Consider the following 23,002-nt stretch of genomic DNA (forward strand, 5'->3'; position numbering starts at 1 on the left):
TGGCAAGTATTATAAGGATGGTTACAACCTGTATAAACGAATGGAGAAATACATGCATAACCATCTGCTGTTCCTTCATGATAAAAGAGTTCCGCACAATAATAACTTAAGTGAGCGTCAGGCTCGTAAGGTAAAACGTAAAATCAAGCAGGTCATGACATACCGGTCATTCAGCAGTCTAGAGTATTACTGCGATGGATTGGGTGTGCTGGTTACGCTGCGCGAAAATGATCCCAGCAATATTTACACGAATGTGTCAGAGATATTTGATAGAAAATACCGGTGGTCCGACTGATAAAAGTCTAGATCACCGGTATTTTTATCTCAAGTTGGGGTCTGAACAGTAACCCAAAAGGAAAGGAGCCCCATCATAGTGAAGCTCCCATGCTTTAAATCATTGAATTATATATTTTCCCTTATATCAAACTGTTGCCTCATACAGAAGCTTGTCACCAAAATAAACCCTCTTAACTCCGATTTCTTTGCTCTTATTAAAATTGAAACTGAGCATATACCCCGTAGTCAGATTAAAGTAGTCAAGATACTCACTTATCTGCTTTTCTCCACTTTCGTTATATCGCTCGCCATGCCAGATTTTCAATTCAATGATGTATTGGTGTCCAAGATAATCAATTATGATATCTGTCCTTTTCTGGTCTCTCGTTTGAGCTTCAATATAATAGTTCCCAGTTCCATTGATAATGGGTTTTAGGTAAAGAAGAAACTGTTCTCTGCCATCCTTCTCTTTAAATTTATCCTCAAGCGGGCCATAGATCTGCTGATAGGTCTGTATAAAATGTTCCAGAATAAGACGTACATTTAGCTTGCCGTTTTCAACAAATATATTTTTGGCAAGGTCACCCTCTCTAAAAAACACACTGCTTTTCATCTCTTCTTCAGAAAGAAAAAGATTGTACAACCTTGTTTCAAATATCCTGTTATCTATCCTTACGCTATTATTGGCATTTCTGACAAAGCCATACATTTGCATGAGAACGATATCCCTCTGATCCGGATTCCATGTAAGTTTGGTTCCTTCCATGAGGATACTCCTGAGAGAGGCTTTTAATTCAGGAAGGTTATTAAGCTTTCCTGTCAACGATTGGAACAAAGTGTTGTCCTCAGATAGTATCATCTTAACAGCTTCATCTATACCATCCCTCGTCCATCTATCTTTTGCATTTACTATTTTTTTGCTCACCTCTGTATCTAGCAGTTCGCAGATACGGCTGACAAGAAAAGGATACCCATTAGTAAAATCCCTGATCATGCCTGCCATCTCCTCAGTATTCATTCCGGTATGATGGTCTGCCTCATACTCATCCAGCATTCCTTTTATACCATCTGCCGAAAGGCTCATATCAATAGTAAAGTCCGCAGCGATATTCCATGGACTGTTTTCTTTGGAATCCGCCTCGCCACGTATCTTAGACTTAAGGTGCTTGACATCCGTCACTCCTGCAAGGATAACAGATTGGAAGGTTTTATAATTGGGATTCTTTTCTTTTTTTAAATATCCAGATCTTAATTTTCCTAAAAAATCAAGAAAAACCTGATTGTTAGTAGCAGTATCAACTTCGTCCATTATCCATACAATGGGTCTGTCTGCTTCTTTACACAGCTCCTCAAATATCCTGAAAATATCATTGAGCTTAGCATCTTTCTCCTGCAATGAAAGATTTTTAAGCAAATCATAATACTTCACCGGAAGCGCAATGTCCATACTGTCTTTTGCATCACAGAGCACTCCCGCAAGCCCCTTTACAAACTGATTCTCATCAATATAATCAGCACCGGTAATATCCTGAAAATCTATACTTATAACATCATATCTATCCGAAAGATACTGCTCTAACGCGGTAAGTGTAGTTGTCTTTCCATACTGACGTGCTCTATTAATAGTAAAATACTTGCCAGTATCAACCAGCTGCTTAGTTATCTCTCCAACTCTTTCAGAAAGATCAACCATGTAATGTTTTGTTGGAACACACACCGCAGTTGTATTAAATGTTTTCACGCATATCCCCTTCGTTACTGTATCGCCATTTATCACGTCATCTATACATAATAATATCATCCCTGATATCTTCCTACAACGCTCGCCACAATTATACCATAGGCTTAGAGCCCAAAAAATGATAGAATGGTCAGTGATATGAATATACTAATAATAAATCCAATTCCATATACCTCAGAAACTGAGCATATAAAGAGAGCAGGCTCCATAAAGGATACCATGATATACGGCCTTGCCTCGGCTTTTGTCAGGGAAGGTCATAATGTCACACTCTTTATGGCTGAGTCCTATAAGATCACCGGGGAGGAAGATTATCCCTTTAAGGTGATATGGGCACCATGCAAGCTCGCCCGTATATTCAAGGTCCATAGGATCCCCTATATGCCAGAGCTGTCAAAATATATCAGACAGAACATTGATCAGATAGATATGATCATCAGCGGAGAGATCTTCGCCCTGCACACACTCGCAGCAGTCAGACTCGGTAAGGGCAAGACCATCATATGGCATGAGCTTGCCAAGCACAATAATCTCATGCATAAGATACCTTCCAAAATCTGGTATAACATCATTGCACGTATCTGCATGAGAAATACCCTGGTCATAGGCAGGTCAGAGGCAGCAAAAGAATTTGCTTCACGCTATTGCCATAATGTATCAGAGACTGTGATCGGACATGGCATAGACCTTGGTAAATTCGCTTTTTGCGGGGAAAAGGAAGATTATTTCGTCGTGGTATCCCAGCTGATAGCCAGGAAGAGAATAGATGGGATCATCAGGGCTTTTAGTGAATATGGCAACAAAAGCCTCAGCAAGCTGGTCATCATAGGAGACGGTGACAAAAGAAAAGAGCTGGAAGAGCTGGCCGGCAGTCTCTCTATCAGCGACCGTGTGGTCTTCACCGGGAAGCTTGGCCACGACAAGATGCTGCCCTATCTGCAGCATGCAAAGGCAATGCTGATCAATACTGAAAAAGACAACAGTATGATCTCCATAATAGAGTCCATTGCCTGCGGTACACCTGTGGTCTCCACTCCTGTGCCCCTTAATACACCTGAGATCATAGAAGGCAGCCTTGGCATCATAGCAGAGAAGATCAGCAGCAAGCAGCTGGCTGACATTGATAGAGATAACTCATCTTATGTAGAGAACTGCAGATTATATAGGGATAAGCTATCCAATGAAGCTAAGGTGAGGGAGTTTATAAAAGTGTTTACTAACAGATAAATACTATAAATGACAAATACATGCCCTATCCAAAAGCAATCGTTTTGTTCAATAGTCATTTAGCATCTGTCCATTGCAACAAACTAATACTCCAAATAGGGAAATTCTACTTTAGATGGTTTTCCACCCTCAACTATAGGCCGCTCTCTTTCACCAATCTTGATTGCTGGTGCCCCTGCAACAATAGCATAATCAGGAACATCCTTTACTACAACAGCATTTGCACCAACAACCGCTCCCTTTCCAACCCTTACATCACCTATAATTGTAGCTCCTGTATAAATTACTGCATAATCCTCTATCCAAGGATATTTACCTTGGTTACGATTCTGTCCAAGTGTAACATTTTGGAAAACAGTCACATAATCTCCTATATGAGAACTTCCTCCAATTACTATGTTATTGGGATGCGGAAAATACAGCCCTTTACCAACCTTAACTTCTCCGCCAAGCTTGATAAAATGTTTATTATAATAATATTTTGCTATTCTCCTGCATACAAAATGCCTAAGTCCAAAAGTTTGATTGTTTTTGGAATACCAAGAAATATTCATTGCATTTCTTACTTCAAACCTCCTGATATACCTAACTATATTCCTAAGTGTATTATTTTTCATATAATCCTCAATCGCCACTCCCAACACTTTTCAATCCAACAATTATCATAACCATCATAAAAAGATATAAGAATTCTAATAACATCATCGTTGTGCAGGGGCTTCTTTTTTCCACTCTATCATCAGGACATCATCTGATCTATACAGATCATAAAAGAGCCTCCTGGCAACGAGCTGTGAATTATCAGCATGATCATCCCACGATACCAGTTCATACCTACTAAGTCCAAAATATTCTATGAACCAAATCGTCCCCTCTGGTGCTTCTCCCGGAATATTGTAGACCATAAGCTCATGCAGCAAGCTGTTATCTCCTGCTACCCTTTGGACTATTGGAGATAATCCTAGCGTTCCATTAACTGCTATCTTATTTATCTCTCCATTCATTGTACATTCCACCTCATTTATATCTTGAAGTAGAAGCTGAAGCCGCATGTCTGTATATCTTTTTTGCTCAGCAAGACAATTGCCATAAGTCAATGAATAGATCAAAAAGCACCATGTCAGTGCCAGAGGAATCAGACAATAAATATATCGCGCTCTATCAAGCCAGATAATATGAAATCTATCTGATATCACAATGCAGGATACCAGTGATAAATATACGCCTATACCTATCATAGACCTGGGATAATAATTGTCCCTTTGCAAGACAACAAGCGCTCCAAATATCAGCAGCGCTGCAAGCAGTAATACCAAAAGCCATATAAACAACCTATACATTAGCTGCAAGCGAGAATAAAACACCTGTACCACCAAAGCCAAAACTATCAAAAGAATGATCAGAAGTAACCAGCTGTTCTTGTAATCAGATAAAACGCATGAAAACCATGTGGAATATCGTGTAAAAATCAAACCTGCGCCAAGATGTGAAAGCTCTGTGTTCTCATGGCGCATCAATACAACGGCAAAAAAGAGCAATGCTGCAATATATACAACTGCCGAACGAAGCAGGAATAAAAGGGAGTCTATGATCGACTTTCCTTTATGAGTATGCAGATGTGCCACATAAAAAAGCGCAACCATAGGATATACTCCGGATGCCGACTGATATGATGAACACATAGCTATTATGCATATAAAGGATATTATCTCATAACGCCAATGGGACTTTTTTCCATAGCTATCACTAAACATAAATGGGAGAATACTGATGCCAATGGCGAAGGCCATATAGGGCGAGTCGTATTTATAAGATATACACCCCAGGAAATACGGGCACAGTCCTAATTGAGCGACAGCACCCACTCGAAGGATCTTCTCCAGCAATGATGCCTTAGTGCTCACATCAAAGAACAGACAAATAAGCATAAGGCCACTCAGCGAAAGAATGATCACGGCAATCAATTGAGGTAAGGGCGAAATATCAGAAAGGTACCAATCCGCATGGAGGATACTTGAGACAAAAGTATTGATATATCTGGAAAAATCAAGCCAGCCATGGTAGCCAAAAGCCTTTCTCCTCACATCATCCGCATAAGTAAAATCAGCGCGAAACAAAGCGGTATAAGCCACAAGATACACTCCAAGCAACATAAAGAAGTATTGTTTTGTATCTTTTTGACTCATCTTTTGGATCATATTCTCCTGCCCCTTAATTAATTAAATTATTTTAGATATTATCACATTATCACCCGCATAAATACACGGTCAAGAGCACTTTTAAATAAATCGCCTGTATCCTATACTCACATTCGACTACGATTTAATTGCCATCAGCGGAATCCGTGCCACACTCAAAGGGATTTTTCTGATAAAATAGTCAAGACGATGTGTCAGTCACATTTTTACGATATATTCGATAAAGGGAATACGTTATGAAAAAAGTATTATTTTTTACCCATAATCTCAGCCACGGCGGTGCTGAGAAAATAGTAAGATTTGTACATGAATATATTAATAGCCATGACTGCGGATGGGAGTCATGGCTATGTATTGTATACAGTGATCCGGATATCGAGAGTGATGTGAAAAATCTCATCATCATGAAGCATCATTCAAGGAAGACAGACAATAAGTTTTCCAAGGGCATCAATGTATTAAAGCAGATCAAAGAGATGAGAGCTATCAAAAAATCTCTTGGAATAGATGTCTGCGTCAGCTTCCTCTCGGGTGCTGATATCATCAACGTCCTGTCAGGAACAGGCGAGAAGCAGATCGTCTCTGTCAGAAATGAAGAATCCAGGTTCGTCAATAATATACTGCAAAAAGAATACAGGCTTATTTCTTATAGGAATTGCGACAGGATATCTGCCGTATCTGCAAGAGCCAAAGTCGATCTCACCAGCTTCTTTGGTATAGATCCACATAAGATTATAGAGATCCCAAATCCTGTCAGCAGGCCCCAAATCAACCAGGTTGACGATAGAGCCTTTACGGACTTTGTCAAAGACAGATTCGTGATTATGAATGTTGCACGCCTGTTTGAAGCCAAGTCTCAATTACAGCTGATCAAGGCTTTTCAGAAGCTTCTTGATGAACTAAAGCAAGATAGTATCTATTCCAAAGCAGATGCCGGCTCCTCTTCTATCGCCAAGAGTCCCGTCCTGGTAATCGTGGGCGATGGCCCGCTCAGAAAAGACCTGGAAAACTATATAGCAATAAATAAACTGGAAGATAAAGTACTCCTGGCGGGAGAAAAAAGAAATGTCGCTTCATACCTAGCAGCAGCAGACCTCTTTGTCCTGTCATCCAGAGCCGAGGGCATGCCTAATGCTCTCTTAGAAGCCATGGCCTGCGGCCTGCCCTGTATATCTACAGATTGCGGAGCGAGGGAAATACTGGCTCCTGACACTGACCCGATGTATCTCACAGACAGTATAGAAAAAGGCAAATACGGCATTCTGATCCCTACCTGCAGCAATGACCCTAATGACAAGAACTATCTGATCATGAGCAAAGCCATAGAAATGATGTTAAACGATGAGGAAATGCGATCTCGTTATTCCAAACTAAGCAAAGAAGCTCTGGAAAGATATGACAAGGATCATATTGGAGAAGAGTGGATAAAGCTACTGAATGAGACGGGTGGTAATAGATAAAGCTCGCAGGCGCCTTGCCTTCATAGATATCCCATCATCTATCTGCCGTGCGGATCCGGGGCATGTGAAAGCTCCCGTTCAAAAGAGGAGCATATCTACCTACAAGCCAGCAAACAGGTATCAATACCACTGCCCCAAGATAAGCTATTATTGGATTAACGATAGCTCTGTTTGAAAGAATACCAAGCCCCGTCTTATCAGCCAGATACTCAAAGATCTTATTAACAACAGACATACCGTGACTGCCTATAACAAAGTATAGGAGGGAGTATTGCCCAAAGAAAGGCAAAAGCTTCAAGCCCGGAAACAAACGCGATGAGAAAAGGCCCGATATCAAGCATAGGAAAATAAGAGGCAGAGTAAGCGGCAGCATGCCCCAAAGATTTCTAGCCGCGCCCACTGTAACCAGAGAATAATCATACCGGCTACCTACAAACAATACTATAAGTATATAGGCAACACCGGTCAGTAAAGCTTTTACCTTTAGATGACTGTACCAGTGCGGCTTTTCATATTTCTTTAGCAAATGCCCCATCACAAAGAAAAGCTGGCATACAAGGGCAGTATCTGCGCTCCATATCCGCTTCTCCCCGCCAATAGCTATAGATAATCCAAATCCAACTATCGAAACAGCAACACTGCAGATCAGTAGCAGAAGGTCATTTGATCTGGACAAACTCTTTATCAGCAGAAAAATGATGTTAACAAGAATCAGGCAGGCAATGAACCAAAAGCACTTGCCATAGATCACGTTACGAACAGCTCCATATAGCTTGCTCATGATCAGTAAAGGACTTTGGATGATCCTCTTCACCTCAGACACGCTGAGAAACGGCTCCAATAGCCCATATAGAGCATATACCAGGAAGAGTTTGACTATCCTGTTATAGAAAAATGAAGGCGCGCCCTTCCCTTCATATTTGGTCAGATAACCTGATACAAGAAAAAATGCCGGAATCATATACATTGATAGCAGAGCATTCTCTACTATATTAGTATCAGGTGTGTGATTAAGCAGCACGAGCAGCACTGCCAACCCTCGCATATTATCAATCCATTGTTCACGTCGTTGTGACATGCTCCCCCCTAGGTCCTGATCATTCCCCTGTAATCATCATATAACTATAGTATATTCGCAGCGACCTTTATCCTCAACCGATTTATTCTGAAGACTTCAGTATTTCAAATAATCCAACAGCACCTCTCCTTTGTAGTCTTCCATGATAATGCTATTAAACATTTCCCTATCATATACATTCCCATCGAAATGTACTCCGTCCTGAGACTGGTCAGCAGAAAAATAATCTATCATATCAAAATAGTCAGGATTGATCTCATATAACTTAGATGAAGCAAATTGCTCTGACATTGCTTCTGCAGAATCTTTATTACTCTCGCATACAGGACAGGGATATAAATGAAATTTGACTCCTCTTTCATTGCAAAGCTCTGCGATTTTACCCACATACTGATCTGCCAGTTCAAAGGGGGATGAAAGCTTGTAACTATGAGAGTGATCAGCAAGATAATTAAGATATATTTTCCTGTTGACTGCTGATAAGTGCAAACCTTTTACTACCAACCCGTTCAAGAAGGGTCTTCCGTATGTATCTGCCATAATATCCAGAGTATTATCATCCAAATGATACAGTGTATCTGTCAAAGCAAAGGGCATAACAGCATATGTATATCCAAGATTCATGCTATAGGTCTGCTTTAAAGAGGCGGGCAGCACGATCAGAAACACATCTGTAGCTGAAGGATGATGATCAAGATACTCTTTAGCCAGTATATACTGTCCCGACATTGTTATCGCTGCATTGCTGCCTATGATAGCAATATCTTCATTTTGCTCCTGGAGATCATTAAAAAGCTGCCTGCACACGCTGTCACCTATTATAAGTTTAGTAGTTCCATCTTCACTCTGCGCACGGACAATCGCCGGCATTATTTCATCCGGACCACCGCCAAAGTATTCGCTGCTGTCCGTCAGATCAGCCAGTATCCTATCAAAGGGTTTATACATTGACATTATATCCAGGCACAACAAAACTATAAGCAGTAAAAAGGCAAGCAATGCAGCTTTTTTATAAAAACTCTTCATAATACACCTACAGAACTTTCGATAACGCTTTAGAATCTGGCATAAATAAACGACGAGGAATCTCCGCCATAATCATGTATGACACCGATCAGTATGATCACTATAAATGCAATATATACACTCCACCGTAAGGGTCTTGTCATTTTATTGAGGACTTCTGTAATACTTATTCCTTTTTCGTGGACAATATCCACCAAAGCAATGAATATTATTTCTACCAGCAATATAATAAAGCGTCGCTGCTCCATCCCAAACAGCCATGAGCCCGACGAAACAGTAAGCCCTAACTGCATATCTGTTAACATCAGTCGTAAAATTTCTAATCCCGAAGACAAAGAAGATGCTCTAAAGAATAACCACGCAAAATCCACCAAAGTAAAAGTGATCATTATCTGAAAAATCCTGCGAAGCCAATTATTACGCTGCACTTTATCAGTGCCACGAAAATGCAATCTGACAGGTTGTATAATACCTGCCAGAACCTGATAAATGCCATGCAATAGTCCCCATGCAAGATAATGTACACCTGCTCCATGCCAGAAACCACTGACAATAAACGTAATGATCAAATTGACAGACTTACGAAGCTTGCCCTTCCTATTACCGCCCAAAGGGATATATACATAATCTCTAAGCCAGGATGACAAGCTTATATGCCATCTACTCCAAAACTCTGATATGCTGCATGAAAGATATGGCTGTTTGAAATTCTCAATCAGTTCAAATCCAAGGATCCTGCCTATGCCAAGAGCAATCAATGAATATCCTGCAAAGTCAGCATATAACTGTATAGCATACATAATAAGAGCAAACAGCATAGCAGCGCCTGTCTGAGCTGTATGATCATCAAATGCCGCATTAACTATAAGCGCGCATCTGTTCGCTACCAACAGCTTCATGAAATATCCATACAGGATGGTAATAAAGCCTCTTTGAACCTTCTTCTCATCAAAAGATCCGGGCTCCCTGATCTGTCTGAGGAGGTTACCACTCCTCTCTATAGGTCCGGAAAGTATAGCAGGGAAGAAAGATATAAATAACGCATACTTGGCAATATTACGCTCAGGAACTGTATCTCCCCTATATACATCTATCAAATAACCTATAATAGTCAGCGCATAAAAAGACAGGCCAATGGGCATCAATAATGTAAATAGCGTTGTGGATGGATCAACCGCTGCACCAAATATGTGCAGCAATCCACTTTTAAAATAATCAAAGAATTTAAATACAGATATGATGCTTATCAAAAGCACCAACGATAATGACAAAGCAAGAGTCCTACGTTTCCCTTTACCATCCGCACCATCTAAATGATGTGAAATCCCAAAAGAAAAGATAGTCAAAAGAAGCAGTACTGCTAAATAGCGCAGATCCTGGCAAACATAAAAAAACAAGCTTGCAGCCAGGAGCCAAATGTATCTATACCTGGCCGCAATCAGCCAATTGACGCAAAATACTATTGAAATAAAGATAATAAACTCAAACGAGAAAAAAGTCATTTGCTCAAGAATGATGCATCTGAATGATGCATCACATTATCCCCCAAAATAATTGAAAATAAGCACGGCCGAATACAATCAGGATTGATGTCGTTTTTTCATTCATGTCTTTCCACCGAGAATAGGAACAAAGCAGTTAATACTATTCGCAATACAGCAACTTATCGCCGTAACCACCACCACAGACATAATCAGCTCGATTCCCCATGGAACTGATACTAATGAAAATACTTTAAACATGACCGTTATAAGTGGTTTATGTACTGCGAATATAGCCATAGTATTTATACCCAAAAAAGATAGTACAGATTTATTAATTGGTGAAAACTCCAGTATTTTAGCCATCCCAAGGACCATCAGGCAACCGGAAACAGCAACTATAATGAATACTATAGGGTTTCCAATAGACCTTTTGGCCATTAAAACATAACCATTATTGGTTGTATTATTGAGCCTATACAATTGGCTTCCTGCACATCCAAGGATGAATAAGACTATATATGTAGTAATACCTCTGTTGTGTTTTTCAATAAAAAAGCCATTAAATATATATCCAAATAAAATGAATGAACTTGCGAGAATACCAACATCAATACACCAGGGATAGCCGTGATCCATACCTGGTAATAGTATAGCTATTACATAAAATATAAATGATATTATCGCTTGCAGGTAGATATTAGGAACAACATTAATTACTATTTGGGAAATAATTACCGCTATAAGCATCGTCGGTAAAAACCAAAGAGAAGTGAGTGAGTTTGCAGAACCTAAAGTTTTATAGCTACCATAAAGAATGTAAAGAATATTCTTCCCGTTTAATTCTGAATATATCATAGCCCAAATAAAATAAGGGACTATAAGAACTTGGATTTTTCGTATGATAAACGAAAGATTTATCCTGGATTGTTTAAAAGCAAGTCCCGTAGCAAAGAAAAACAAAGGCATGTGAAATGAGTATATCCAGCTTTTTATCCCAAAATATGAGTTTGCAAAGTTGATATGGCCTATTATTACAAGTATAATTCCAATTGCTTTAATGTAATCAATATATTTTTTTCGTTCAGTTTTCACTTAGGGCCCTCCGCCTATATAGCAAAAATTCTTTCTTTCATAATAGGCCAGGATAAAAGTATAAACATCTTTTAGCAATTATGACATCCTAATCATTTATCAGATAAATATTTATTTACAATAGTTAAATATTCATCCCAATTTCCCATATCTACCCATGACTTTTCAGATACAGGAAATGCTCCAACTTTCTTATCATCATTTATAAGTTTATTTATCAGATCGGGAACATTAATAAACTCTTCGTTCTGCAAATAGTCAAATATCTCAGGCTCCATAACATAAAAACCAGAATTAATCTGATAAATATAATCCGGTTTTTCGCGCATATTTTTTATCACTCCATCCACGCCTGTTTCAAGTGTTCCATATGGAATATGAATAGTCTTGATAGCGCTAACTACAGTGACAATGTTATTATTTCGTTTATGATACTGAAGTAAATCATTCAAATCCAGATCCACCAAAGTATCACAATTAGTCAAGAAAAATGTTGTATCAATCTTGTTCTTCAGAAAAAATAAAGCCCCAGCTGTTCCAAGTGGTTTGGTTTCGTGTATAAAATCGACATTCCAACAGTCACGCTTAGAGAAAAAATCCTTAATTATTTCCATCATATAGTTAAGCGAAATATAAAAATGATCAGCTCCTGCTTTCTGAAAATTTGACATTATCTCTTCAATTATTGTTTTGTCTGAAACCGGAATAAGAGGCTTAGGGATAACATTTGTAAGCGGAAGCAACCTTGTTCCCTTTCCTCCTGCCATAATAACAACAGGGCAATTAACTTTAACTATCTCCTTTGAATCATCAAATAACTGATCCCATTCTATAACATCACACAATACACCATTATTATCAACAATAGGCATGCATTCTATCTTCTGCTCATGCATTTTCTTTTTGATTGTGTGGATATCATCCCCCAGCATAGCATAAGTTATCTTAGCTCTTATTGATGTGCTTACAGGCAGAGAGAGATCCTGTTTTTTTAATATCGCACGCTGTATATCACCTATGCTAATAACGCCTATAAATTTACCGCCATCACAGACTATTAACAGTTTACGATCAACTCTATCCATAATTGCTAACGAATCAATCATAGACGTATTTGGATCAATAATAATCTCAGAATTAATCATTTCTCATTTCCTCAAATAATCCCTTTATTTCTTCTGAAACATAAAAGATATCTTCCTCTGTAATCTGGGTAGATGAAGGAATATTCAGTATTCGTTCAGCATAGTAGCTTGCTTTAGTGATTTTGTATGTTATCTCATTACGATAAGGTCTTTGCTCATTTATAAGCCCCCATATAGCTCGAGTCTCAATCCCTTTTTCGCGTATTCTTTGTATAATCTCCTTCATAGGAGCTTTAATAACGTTGCGATTAATTTCAATAGAATAGAACCATTTATTAGATGATGTCCCCGGCCTAAACTCTTTAAGAGATGCATACTCGCAGTCTTGTAAATACTGCTTATACATATCATAATTATGTTGTTTTCTGAGAACAAACTCAGGCAACTCTTCCAACTGCGCAACTCCCAATGCTGCCTGCAAATTGGTCATACGATAATTATACCCAACTTCATCATGTACATAAAAGACAGGATCTGTCTTTGCTTGAGTTGATAAAAATCTGATATGATCAACCTTTTGAGGATCATTTGACGTTATGGCACCACCACCACCGGTTGTTATTATTTTGTTTCCATTAAAACTATAGCACCCAAAATCGCCAATTGTTCCTGCGAATTTTCCTTTGTACTCGCCTTCTGTATATTGTGTTCCTAAAGCTTCAGTAGCATCTTCTATAACTTTTAGGTTATATGTGTGCGCAATCTCCATAATCGCGTTCATGTCAGCCATATTACCAAAAACATGAACTACTATCATTGCCTTAACAGCCTTTCCCTGATACGACAACTGATTGCCATCCCAATGGCATTCTTCCTCACAAAAGCTTCTGAGCTTAATCGGGTCTATACAAAAGCTATCGTCACAATCAATAAAAACTGGTATGGCAGATTGATACTTAACAGGATTAACCGCTGCTATAAACGTTAATGGCGGTACAAGAACAACATCTCCCTGTCCAATTCCAGCTTCAATTAAAGCCAAATGCAAAGCCGATGTACCACTTTGACATACTGCCACATTGGGAACCAATAAGTATTGAGCAAGAGCTTTTTCAAATTTGTTAACATAGCTACCAACAGTAGATACAAATGTCGAATCCAATGCGTCATTAACGTATTTTTTCTCGTTTCCTTCAAAGTTCGGAATAGATAAGGGTATAAATTTAGACATCAATTCTCATCTCCATTCATTATTACATTTTGCCGTCAAGTGACTTACCTTTTTCTATGTGTTCGAAATTTGGCAAATACTCCTTGATTATATTTACTATAATTTGCTTTGAATCCTTCCTGTCAAATGCTTGTACTAATTTATCTATCAATATACTTATTTTATGTTTATTTGGAACCGGCTTATCTATAATAACTCCCAAAGAAGAAAAACTCTTCAAATCAATAACCTCAGTATCAGTATAAAATTCCTCGTAGGCCTTCTCGCCGGATGTATCCGATCCAGAAAAATGCACAGGATACTCAATACTACCGTGCCTTAATGCTTCAGCTTTATCAATTGCCTCTTCATCTGATTCACATTCCAATACGTCAAATCCGTGCGCTTTTAATAGTTCACGTGCAATATTATCAAAGGACATCATTTGTTTCGTTTCAAGTTTAGGAAAAAAAATACTTCTATTATCTCCAAGCATACAAGCCAGCATACAAATCTGTCCCGCTTCTTCTTGAGATACAAAAAACCGCTCCACATCATTTGGAGCTGACAAAGGTTGAAGCTTAGATATTCTCTTTAAAAAACCATCAGGAAGAGAACCATTGGAAAAAGCAACATTTGCAAATCTCGCAGTTTTTACCGGAAACCTATCCGAGTATGAAAAAATCAGATCCTCCATGATTCGTTTGGAGGCTCCCATTATATTCACAGGGTTAGCTGCTTTATCAGTAGACACGCAGAAATAGTCTTGGGGTGGATATTCTGCCAAGAGATCCAAAAGGAAGCTTGCGTGGATTACATTATTTCGTAGTAACGCTTCAACACTATAGATGTCCTTTTCAGATCTAACATGCTTGTGCGCAGAAAAGTTGCCAACTATATCAAAACCTTTTCTATCGCGGAACATCTTCTCAAAAACAGTAGAAGCAAAATCCATAGGATAAGTTATATAATCATCGGGCACAAACATGCCCTTTGTAGACCTTAAATCCCTTGTCAGTTCAGCCAAAGAATTCTCATTTACATCTACCACAACCAGACACCCCGGCTTAAAAGGGAGAATAGCCTTAATAAATGAAGAACCAATCGATCCAGCCCCTCCAATAACCAATACACTTCTACCGGAAATCTTTTCGATGAGAAGTTCTCTGTTTCGCTCAATATCTTCACGAAACATCGAAATATCCCTTTTAGTAACATATTCATTTACAAACAAATCAACATTAAACATTTACGTCACCTTACTTATTTATTCTCTTTAATAGCGCAGGCGCTATTTTGTGAATGATCCATCTTAATGATCCTCTGTATTCAAAAATCACCAATATGTAACATAGCATTGCCAATATTATACTAAAAATATCAAAATCAAGAAAAGTGTTATATCCTGCAAATACTATGGACACAAGAGTAACAAGAATTAGTTTTTTAATATTAAATCCAATATAAAAGCTCTTTTCCCCAAAATAAGTTCTTAATGCCAAAAACACAATATACGATATTCCGGTCGAAATTGCTGCTCCTTTTCCACCAATCAACGGAACCAGTATTGTATTACCAATAAAGTTAACAATGCATGCAATCAATGCAACGATTATATGTAACGAACTTCTTTGAGTAAAATTTATACCCCCAACAGTAGTTTCTGAGATTGTATACATAATAGGCTCGAAAATCAAAAAGGGCATTATATATGCTGCATCTCTATACTTCGCCCCCAAAACAAAAACAAACACATCCTTAAATAATACAAGCGTGATGCCGAGTATAAACATTACTAATGTCACTGCTTCAAAAGCTCTCTTATAGAATTCCTTATCTTCTGGATTTTGCGTATAATGCTCAATAGACTTTGGCGCCCATACAGTATTAAAGGATGACTGCACAACACTAAATAACGATATAAACATCATAGCAGAAGAATAAATACCAACTTCTCTATAACTACAGAAATGCTTAAGTGAAAGTTTATCCAAGCTCTGAAATAAAGTTGCAATTCCCGTGGATAAAATAAAAGGAAAACTGTACTTAACTAACAGTTTTATTTCATCAACATCAACAGGTGAAGTTTTACCATAAAAACACTTCCATTGAGACAATAAAGCCAAGACAAGGCATACTGCAAAGGAGACAACAAGCGAAATAACAAGCGAATGTATATCTGACATTATTCGTATTTTCAACAAAACAATAGCCAACAGTACATATGATAACTTCTGAGTCACATTAAGTATTGCATACAATGTATTATTATGATTCAATCTAACAGTCAGACTGCAAAAACGATAAATAACATTTATCATTATATGAATAGCCAATAACGTTGTTACAGTCAGATCAAATTCTATAGGAATAATTTCTGTCACCGCTCCCGAAAGATATATACATAATACAACAAGCGAAACAAGAGCTGGTAGTATAAGTACCTCTTTGATAAGCTTTCGTTTATAAGCTATATCCTCTGATCGATAATAAAATCTTACCAATCCCTGATCCAAGCCTAAACACATAAAAATCATTGCCAGATTTGTATATAGCGTAAATATCGAAAACTGTCCATATTCAGTCGGATCCACTAATCTCGTAATAATTGGAGTGGTCAGTAAGCCCACTAAAAGATTCAAAAATGTACCCACTCCAACAGTAAATAATCCTTTAAAAAATGACTCTCGTTTCATATAAGCACCATCAGTTTTTATAGATTTTTCTCCAATCATCAATATAATAATCCCATGAGAGAAACCTACTTATTCTATCACGATTTTGTTTTGTCTCATTAACATACTTACTCTTGCTCTTCAAAAAGAGATTATCCTTAAGAATACATGTCAATGAATCAAAGTCCTTATATTGCAAATAGAATATATCCTCTTCAAGTTCAGGATAAGATAACCATTCAGGATTAATAACAAGACTTCCACAATAAAGATGTTCGCACATGGTTGATGACAACACATCTGTTGGCTGAGCTTGAATAAATATATCTGTAATAGATGTAATATCTATCAATTCATCAACAGTCAAAAATTCACGGAAGCACATTACAGAACAGCCTGTAGATAAAGCCTCTTTATAAACAGTATTTATGTATTCATCTCCGCCAGTCCCATATGTCATTTTTAAGAGTATATGGATGTTTCTCCTGTGTTGTTCATCCAAGGCTTTTATACTATCAATAACCTTAAGGTGTTGTTGTAACGGGTTTGAATTTTGTCCAATCGAGATAATTACTTTTTCCAATCCTATATTCAATTTTTTTCTGATATCTTTTTCTGAAAATTCATACTCCTTAAAACGTTCAAAAGAAGGTGAACCAAACTTAACGATTGAGCTTTTATTTATATATTTACTTCCGGTCATCTTTACAAATTTATCATTAAGCCTATTACCATTCAGAGCAATCTTATCTGTCATTTTAAATGCCAGATGATAGGCCAGTCCAAATCGATTTTTCCTTAGTACATCACTTCCCCACGCCACCAAAACAGTTCTTTTACCAGCCATCTTCGCAATCGGCAATAAACATAAGTTCAAATCTGACAAAAACTGGAAAGTAATAAGCTCATAGTCATTAACTATCCTACTCATAAAAATAAAGACCGAAAGAATTTTTGCTAATTTTCTATTTTTTGTCTTAGGAGAAAAAACACTTATACCTTTTTCACTATAATATTCTTTAAACACCTTATTTCTAATTGAAACAATGGCAATTCTATCATTAAAAGGAATCATGGTGTGTTCAATAAGAGTCTTCACCCATATCGAATCAGCATTCCCAACAACCAGTATTCTCATTAAAGCTCCTCTTTAAATCCTTAGCGACATAAGATCTATAGCTGAAACGCCTTATCTAGATATTTTGATAATTGATTAACTGTTTTGTTTACCCCCAGTTTATCAAATAGCATAAGTCGAAAACCATCTATTATACTACATATGATATAAATAAAAACAATACAGAATAATCCGTGAACAACTTGATATAATGAATTAATATATTTGGTACTTCCCATGAATATCCAAAGTTTATCCCTGATCAAAACAAAACTATGAATAAAGAAAACTCCAAATGATGTTTTCCCCAAAAACGTAACCCATGGAGTAATAGTAGAAAAAGCAGTTCTTTTATTATTCACAACCATAACAAATATTGCATATGATGCAATAAATACAGGAATCGAATTATATGCATACATTGATTTTTCTACAGCTGGAAGCCAAAACTTACATATCGGTAAAATTCCAATTGATACCATCATAAATACTGAGTATCTACAAGACAAGCAGACACTATATTTTCGAATATAACCAGCCAATAAATACACAAAAGAAAACCAAAGAATGGAATACCCTTTTTTCACAATAAACGGATCCGAGCAATAGCCAATTGTTGGATATACACTAAAGAGAATAAATTGAATAATAAGAATTCGCTTAAAAACATCTTGTCTTATTGATCTGATAATTATATTTAATAAAGGGCTCACGAGCAGTATAGCAGCATAGCAGGTCACATACCAATTGCTTTTGCTCCCTATAATTGGAAAGACCTTAATAATATTTTCAAAATTAAGCTCAGAGATGTTTGTTAAAAAACAGAAAACAGATATACATGCAGAATAAAAAAAGATAGTTGTATAAAACGATATGAATCTTCTCCACGAATATTCTTTTACGCCAAGGTAATAACCGCTTATAAACATATATAGATTAACAGAAACATGACAGAAAGCCTCTATAATCCATATCAAATAAAATGACATACTAGTCTTATCAGTTAATTCAAGCACTTTTCCTTGATTAAGATAATGTAAAAAAAGTATCATCAACATAGAAATGATTCTTAGTAATTCTATGTTATAGTTTTTTTCATGTTTGATTTGCATTTTTGTCTTTTGACCGCCTTTAAATCAACCATTTTCCTTAATTATTCTACACGGGTTTCCATATGCTACAACATTATCAGGAATGTCCGATACTATAACACTTCCAACACCAACAAGTGTTGTATTTCCAATTGTCAATTGTTGCTTAACAACCGTACCAGCACCAATGTGACTTTTCTTGCCTACTTTAACTCCTCCACAAAGAATTGCACCGGGGCTAATATGAGCAAATTCCCCAATATAACAATCATGTTCAATTATCGCGCCGCTATTTATTATAGCGCATTCATTAATCACAGTTCCTGCATTAATGACAGCATTTTTCCCCACAAAAACACCATCATGTATTTGGGTATCCTTGGCCACAATTGCAGTAGGATCTATAATTGAAGGTATCCTAAAACCAATTTGAATTATATGTTCGTAAAGTCTTTCTCTGATATGTGTATCACCAATGCTTCCAACAGTAATAAATGCTTCACTCCAGCCTTCTGTATATAACCTGGGAAGATCTGCATCGCAATAAACTTTGATCGAGTTTACCTGTATGCTGCTATCATCTTTATCCACAATGGCAACTTCATCATAGGAGCCAGATGAAATCACTGAATCAATAACAGATTTACAGTGTCCACCATTTCCAATCAAAAGAATTTTACGTTTATTCATTATTATCCCCTATTCTTTTTGGCGGATTATATAGATTTCAATAACCCCAAAATAAGTATGTATATTTTATTTTCATTTTGTTTCTATTCTGCATTCTATATCCATAAAAATATAATGAAATAAAAACCAGAGATCAAAAGCATAAAAAACAAAACATCTAACATTGTTTCGCGTAAGCATGGTTAATACCTACTTTGTGTCAGTTAGAGTAAGAATTGCAACTGCCATGCCTCGTCTTGTTTATGAGAATCCAGAATAAACCAGTTAATTACAAACTATTTTTCGATAAAAATCCTATTCATGATAGTTCTTCTTAGGTGCTTTACTAATTCATGCACGTCTCTAAATATGTATTTTATATTCCAAGGGTCAACACCACCTCTTCGTAACATTGAATTAATCTTAATAGCCTCTGATAACCCGAATCCCAACTCAATTGATTTGAACAAATAATACTTACCATTAAAAGCCAGGTAAGAAAACTCCTTTGGGGATAATCTAGTCTTTAAAAAGTTATACCGATCTATAAATACACCTACCCTTACTTCTAACCATTCTTTACTTTTCTTTGTTGTTAATGTATCTTTAGTAGCTGTAATACAATAAATGATATCCTCAGCGACAGCAACTGTTTTTGCATAATAAGATGTTTTCATAGAAAACATTACATCATTGGCAACAATTGTCTCATCAAATCTAATATTATTATCCTTAACAATTCTGGTTTGAATCATTTTTGACCACGGCGAATCCCACTTATATCGGAGTTTTATTTCACTTGAGGAATCACCATTCTTTATATAATCCTTACAAAGTTTTTCATGATGCAAATGTCTTATTGCTTGGGTATTTGTTCCCTCGTATACCGATGTTGGAGGAAAAAAAATAATATCATTATCTGATTTGATATATTTTTTAATATAACCAGTAAAACCATCAATAAAAAAATCATCCGCATCAGCAAATAAAAGAAATTTACCTCTAGCATTTTCCAACGCAATATTGCGACATACGCCCGCTCCTTTGCAATTAGAAGAATTGCGTAATAAAATACCATTAATTTCTGCTAAGGCTCTCTCTATTTGATCATATTGCATCGAGGTGACATTATCTGATTTATCATCAACTACGATTACCTCTACAAAAGATTCTGTATCAGCTGGAATAGACTTAATAAGCCTCATCAATTTATCAAAACTGTTAAAATGAGGTACTATAATAGTAATCATTATTTGTGTCGATTCTATCTCACCCATTTCATTTCCTCGTAAAGCTTTTTCCCTATGCATCAAAACAATAGACATATATTTAGATTTGTGACTATCCGATTGAATAATATCTTGATGTCAACACATGGATATTCATCATCAGAAGAATGACTAATAAGATATACTATTCATTCCCATTTTCAACAAATCGCTAACACCAATACAAATGATATAGTTTATTTTCATCTAAAAAACGATCAATACTAAAACTCATTTTCGTATCCTATTCAAATATGTATTACGGATTCTGTTAAGTAATTCGCATGCCCAAAATTGTCTTTTCAAAATCAAGAAAGAAAGTAATCTCTCTTGAATAGGCAAATATCCAACCTTGAATCCATTCATATTGACAGGCAATAAATAATCATTGTAGAAATCATTGAATATAACTTTTCTAGACGTATAAGAATCAGTATTCCTAATATTGCAAAAATACAGAACAATGGCCGTTCTAAAAATTGTCACCACTCTACCAAAATACGCATTTTTCATTGATTCTGTATTATGTTTTTTCAGATATTTTTCAAACCAGTCAAGCATCACTCTCATCTTGTCCGGAAAGTCTGACTGATATCGTTTTGTGACGGAGTTTTCATTAAGACAATATACATATCCAATATGATTAATAAATATCGCCTTTTGAGCAACATCATATACCATAAGATTAAAAGTCAAATCCTGAAGTTTTGGAAAATCAGGAACAAAACGTAAATTGTTGCTGATTATCATATTACTTCTATAAAGCTTATTACACGCCGTAACAGAATCAAATATTTTATAATTATATTCATACCTCCCGAGACGATCCATTGTCGAAAGGCGCAATTGTTCAAAATCTTTATCGGTATTCAATTCAATAATAGTATCACTTTGCTTTTTGGATCCAATTATCCTTTTCCCATTTTCGATGCGTTCATAATTGAAAATAATAATCTCATAGTCCATATTCAAATATTGCACCAACGAGGAAAAAACATCTGCCGTTACATAATCATCTCCGTCAGCTATATATATCCATTCGCCTGACGATAAATCAATCCCCTTATTTCTTGCTCTATTTGCTCCTTGATTATTTTGATTGACTAGTTTTATCCGATTGTCCTCAAGAGCATATTTTTGGCAGATTTCTTCACTTCCATCTGTAGAGCCATCATTAATCAATATCAACTCTATATTTTTGTAATCCTGAAATAGAAAGCTTTTAATACATCGTTCAATATACGGCGCAACATTGTATATTGTAACAATGCAGCTTATCAAAGGTTCATTACTGTTCATGGCATAATCCCTACACTTTGCAAACATTGGCGGCAATATCACTTATAAGCTTGGCTAAAGCAGCAGCATCACCCATTTTCACAAAACGATGACGATTATCTTCCTGAAATAATTCATGATTGGCTTTACTATCACCTAAAACCATCGTTTTATTCATCGCTTCATATATATATGCCTTACCTGGAATAGTTCTATTTGCTTTTTGTATATTATCATTAAAATGACCAGCCAAACATAAATCTGCCATAGCAATATAATCTGCCAATTCTTCTTGGCTCAGCCAATCTATGTATGTGACATTGTGAGTATGGGGCTTTTTATATTTTGATCCTATCGGTCCAATCATAAGAAAATGTATATTATCTGCATCTCCTAATAAGTCAATAACATCTAATACTGTATCAACCCCCTGCAGAGGAATAATGGTACCAAAATACAAAACCAATAATTTGTTATTCCACTGTTGGTATTTTTCTATACTCTTTGGAAAATAAATATTCTTATCAGCTTCTAGGTATAAGACCTCTAACTCCTTATCGCATATGTCAAATTCTTCAGTAAACCACATAGCATCAGAATTAGTATCAGCAATTATCAGCTTTGCATCTTTCAAAGTTAATGAATCTAATGTATGGCATATCCTAGCTCCTATGCTATCTTTTTTGAATACTTGCCGATCATAAACCAATGAATCGTATAATGAGATAAAAAAATCAACAACAATTGTCTTTCGAGACAATTTCCAGGATAGTACTGGAATTATAAGTTGACTCATATACGAAACAAAAATAACATCGTACTCCCTGATGGATGATAATAATAAAGCTATAAAAATTTTAATCGAGCTCAATATATGATTATTATGCTTTCCATAAAGAAGTTTAATCGATTTAGCATGTTGTTCAATCAGTTTTATCTCTTGAGTATTCCTTATATAGTCAATTCTATGTGTAGTAATAAATAAAACATTTTTCCCTTTGATGTACTTTTCTAGTTTTCCTTCCAT

Annotated in this window: 19 protein-coding genes and 1 pseudogene; 3 read left to right on the forward strand and 17 right to left on the reverse strand. The window is 36.4% G+C overall.

Translation table 11 applies throughout. The features are described 5' to 3' along the window. Window positions 1–295: pseudogene (locus G636_RS20715) on the forward strand (IS66 family transposase); the annotation flags it as partial. Window positions 296–421: 126 nt separating this feature from the next. On the opposite strand, the gene G636_RS0100010 reads toward G636_RS20715, so the two are convergent. After that, window positions 422–2,017, reverse strand: a complete 1,596-nt coding sequence (locus G636_RS0100010) for an AAA-like domain-containing protein (protein ID WP_026506331.1) — start codon at window positions 2,015–2,017, stop codon at window positions 422–424. Between the two features lie 138 nt (window positions 2,018–2,155). Between G636_RS0100010 and G636_RS0100015 the strand changes: the two genes are divergently transcribed. Then, entirely contained in the window at window positions 2,156–3,244 is a 1,089-nt protein-coding gene (locus G636_RS0100015) for a glycosyltransferase (protein WP_026506332.1), read from the forward strand. Window positions 3,245–3,327: 83 nt separating this feature from the next. On the opposite strand, the gene G636_RS21015 is transcribed toward G636_RS0100015, so the two are convergent. Continuing rightward, a complete protein-coding gene (locus G636_RS21015) occupies window positions 3,328–3,861 on the reverse strand; it encodes a hypothetical protein (RefSeq protein ID WP_051226336.1) in 534 nt (177 codons plus the stop codon). Window positions 3,862–3,945: 84 nt separating this feature from the next. After that, complete coding sequence (locus G636_RS0100025; RefSeq protein ID WP_026506333.1) at window positions 3,946–5,442, reverse strand: glucosyltransferase domain-containing protein; 1,497 nt, start codon at window positions 5,440–5,442, stop codon at window positions 3,946–3,948. A gap of 236 nt (window positions 5,443–5,678) precedes the next feature. On the opposite strand from G636_RS0100025, the gene G636_RS0100030 reads away from it, so the two are divergent. Further along, the gene (locus G636_RS0100030; RefSeq protein ID WP_026506334.1) at window positions 5,679–6,902 is read left to right on the forward strand and encodes a glycosyltransferase; all 1,224 of its coding nucleotides are present in this window, start codon (window positions 5,679–5,681) and stop codon (window positions 6,900–6,902) included. 34 nt (window positions 6,903–6,936) lie between these two features. Here G636_RS0100030 and G636_RS0100035 read toward each other — a convergent pair whose 3' ends face one another. The 14 genes from G636_RS0100035 to G636_RS0100100 all read right to left on the reverse strand — a co-directional run bounded on the left by G636_RS0100035 (window position 6,937) and on the right by G636_RS0100100 (window position 23,002). Then, window positions 6,937–7,980, reverse strand: coding sequence for an acyltransferase family protein (locus tag G636_RS0100035; RefSeq protein ID WP_026506335.1), 1,044 nt, complete (start codon window positions 7,978–7,980; stop codon window positions 6,937–6,939). 96 nt (window positions 7,981–8,076) lie between these two features. Further along, window positions 8,077–8,934 carry a hypothetical protein gene (locus tag G636_RS0100040; RefSeq protein WP_196802981.1) on the reverse strand — a complete coding sequence of 286 codons (858 nt, stop codon included), beginning with the start codon at window positions 8,932–8,934 and terminating at the stop codon, window positions 8,077–8,079. Between the two features lie 101 nt (window positions 8,935–9,035). Further along, a complete protein-coding gene (locus G636_RS0100045) occupies window positions 9,036–10,148 on the reverse strand; it encodes an MBOAT family O-acyltransferase (protein ID WP_196802982.1) in 1,113 nt (370 codons plus the stop codon). 462 nt (window positions 10,149–10,610) lie between these two features. Further along, window positions 10,611–11,582: an acyltransferase family protein gene (locus tag G636_RS0100050; RefSeq protein WP_026506338.1), complete on the reverse strand. Its 972-nt coding sequence runs from the start codon at window positions 11,580–11,582 to the stop codon at window positions 10,611–10,613. Window positions 11,583–11,674: 92 nt separating this feature from the next. After that, window positions 11,675–12,727: a sugar phosphate nucleotidyltransferase gene (locus tag G636_RS0100055; RefSeq protein ID WP_026506339.1), complete on the reverse strand. Its 1,053-nt coding sequence runs from the start codon at window positions 12,725–12,727 to the stop codon at window positions 11,675–11,677. After that, window positions 12,720–13,898, reverse strand: a complete 1,179-nt coding sequence (locus tag G636_RS0100060; protein ID WP_026506340.1) for a LegC family aminotransferase — start codon at window positions 13,896–13,898, stop codon at window positions 12,720–12,722. The genes G636_RS0100055 and G636_RS0100060 overlap by 8 nt, the downstream gene beginning before the upstream one ends. A gap of 22 nt (window positions 13,899–13,920) precedes the next feature. Next, complete coding sequence (locus tag G636_RS0100065) at window positions 13,921–15,126, reverse strand: polysaccharide biosynthesis protein (RefSeq protein ID WP_026506341.1); 1,206 nt, start codon at window positions 15,124–15,126, stop codon at window positions 13,921–13,923. A gap of 10 nt (window positions 15,127–15,136) precedes the next feature. Next, window positions 15,137–16,612, reverse strand: coding sequence for a lipopolysaccharide biosynthesis protein (locus G636_RS16570; RefSeq protein ID WP_051226337.1), 1,476 nt, complete (start codon window positions 16,610–16,612; stop codon window positions 15,137–15,139). Continuing rightward, complete coding sequence (locus tag G636_RS0100075; RefSeq protein WP_026506342.1) at window positions 16,584–17,690, reverse strand: glycosyltransferase; 1,107 nt, start codon at window positions 17,688–17,690, stop codon at window positions 16,584–16,586. The genes G636_RS16570 and G636_RS0100075 overlap by 29 nt, the downstream gene beginning before the upstream one ends. A gap of 35 nt (window positions 17,691–17,725) precedes the next feature. After that, on the reverse strand, window positions 17,726–18,781 hold the full coding sequence (locus tag G636_RS21235; RefSeq protein ID WP_026506343.1) for an acyltransferase family protein: 1,056 nt from the start codon (window positions 18,779–18,781) through the stop codon (window positions 17,726–17,728). 24 nt (window positions 18,782–18,805) lie between these two features. Beyond that, complete coding sequence (locus G636_RS0100085) at window positions 18,806–19,450, reverse strand: acetyltransferase (protein WP_026506344.1); 645 nt, start codon at window positions 19,448–19,450, stop codon at window positions 18,806–18,808. Window positions 19,451–19,725: 275 nt separating this feature from the next. Then, window positions 19,726–20,706 carry a glycosyltransferase family 2 protein gene (locus tag G636_RS0100090; protein WP_026506345.1) on the reverse strand — a complete coding sequence of 327 codons (981 nt, stop codon included), beginning with the start codon at window positions 20,704–20,706 and terminating at the stop codon, window positions 19,726–19,728. 222 nt (window positions 20,707–20,928) lie between these two features. Next, entirely contained in the window at window positions 20,929–21,996 is a 1,068-nt protein-coding gene (locus G636_RS0100095) for a glycosyltransferase (protein WP_026506346.1), read from the reverse strand. 10 nt (window positions 21,997–22,006) lie between these two features. Further along, a complete protein-coding gene (locus G636_RS0100100; RefSeq protein ID WP_026506347.1) occupies window positions 22,007–23,002 on the reverse strand; it encodes a glycosyltransferase in 996 nt (331 codons plus the stop codon).

It is taken from the genome of Butyrivibrio sp. MC2013, assembly GCF_000424585.1.
Classification (GTDB): domain Bacteria; phylum Bacillota; class Clostridia; order Lachnospirales; family Lachnospiraceae; genus Butyrivibrio.